1 protein-coding gene is annotated in these 1416 nt (G+C 53.8%); it reads right to left on the bottom strand.

Annotated features, from left to right (window positions below; all coding sequences use genetic code 11):
• Positions 1 to 9: 9 nt before the first annotated feature.
• The gene (locus ACTU3N_RS14665) at positions 10 to 1332 is read right to left on the bottom strand and encodes an IS4 family transposase (protein WP_443086876.1); all 1323 of its coding nucleotides are present in this window, start codon (positions 1330 to 1332) and stop codon (positions 10 to 12) included.
• Between the last annotated feature and the right edge of the window lie 84 nt (positions 1333 to 1416).

Genomic DNA, 1416 nt, shown 5'->3' with positions numbered 1-1416 from the left:
TAATGCCGGTCACTTAAGGTGACCGGCATTGTTTTTAACAGGATATTTCGGCCTTTTTTGCCTCACTTCCCTTTCATATTCCCGTTCCCTCCTCGGCGGTAGTTTCAGCATCGCCGCATTACTATAAAAGTGCTTCAGATGCCCTGGCACCGCCCCCGGAGATGACCATGGCAGCCCTATCAGCAACCGCAGTATTTCTGCCAGCGAACCACTGAAGCTCAGCTGATACGGCAGATAATCACCTTTCAGGCTGAATGCCATTTTCACCATCTGATACCGCACCAGGTTGTACGTCAGCAGGATGCCCCACAGTTCCTGTCTGACCATCTCCGGCAACTTACTTCGCAGTGTCCAGCGGTTTCCGCACAGGAACTGTTTTGCCTCACGGTAACCCAGCTCTATTTCCCACCGGTGTTTGTACAGCTCTGCCACGTCTGCCGCCGGGTAACGCATGGCATCCGTCATTGACGTCACAACCTGACGCTCCACACCGTTAACTTTACGTCTGATTAACCGGACGGTGAGTTCCTCCGGCAACCCCTCCCACTGTTTTCGGGCCTGCGGAGAGGTCTTCACTGTTATCAGCTCATCCTGTTTGCCCAGCCTGCGCACCACCTCATACTGCGTGCCTTTCTTCATCGGCAGCAGCCAGTGGCGGTTTTCCCCGGACCGGTGCCAGTCGTGCAGCAAACCCGTTGACCAGAAGCCCCGGTCGAACAGCGTCACACTGTTATCCGGTACCTGGTCCACCAGTCTGGCGGCCAGACGCATTTCATTAATGTCATACCGTTCCATCACACTCGCGCGCAGCAGATGGCTGCTCAGTTCCATCAGGCATACCATGCGAACCTGTGGATATCCCCTTTCTCCGAACTGGTTTTCTGCTTTCGCGAAGGTTGCCGCATTTTCCGGTGTATCGGGTGTGCGCCAGACCACACCATCAACAGCGTTCAGTGTCAGGCCATGCCAGAGAGGGTGTCTGGCTTCCTCGTGCCAGTGTTGTTGCGTGAGGCTGAACAGTTCCCGGATGGCATTTTCACCCAGCTTTTTGCGGCGGGCTATAACGGAACTGGGGGCAGTAAATGACCTGCCGGTACGGTCCACGATATCCATCAGATTGACGATATGAGAGAGGGGTTTATTGTTAAATATCGCCATGCCGATAACCAGCCAGACCATGGACTCAAGGGGAAGTTTACGCTTGCGCAACGTGACCGTATCAGTAAGGGAAAAAGCCTGCTGGATGAGGTCAGGGGAAAGAAGGTCAGCAAGGCTCTGAACGTCATCGGGTGCGGTGAGATTAATAATGCCGAGGGCCTGGGAAAGTTCCATTTAAAAAGGGTTCCATGATGAACATGAAACCCTTTTTACACCAGCCACCGGATCGGTCAACCGATCCTTAAACGATCGGCATTA

The sequence above is a fragment of the Vagococcus sp. WN89Y genome (genome assembly GCF_052220145.1).
Taxonomy (GTDB): Bacteria; Pseudomonadota; Gammaproteobacteria; order Enterobacterales; family Enterobacteriaceae; genus Kosakonia.
This window is presented reverse-complemented; position numbering and strand designations above follow the sequence as displayed.

Excerpts from the sequence above, each read along its gene's own strand:
- ACTU3N_RS14665 (WP_443086876.1), bottom strand. The coding sequence starts at position 1,332 with ATGGAACTTTCCCAGGCCCTCGGCATTATTAATCTCACCGCACCCGAT.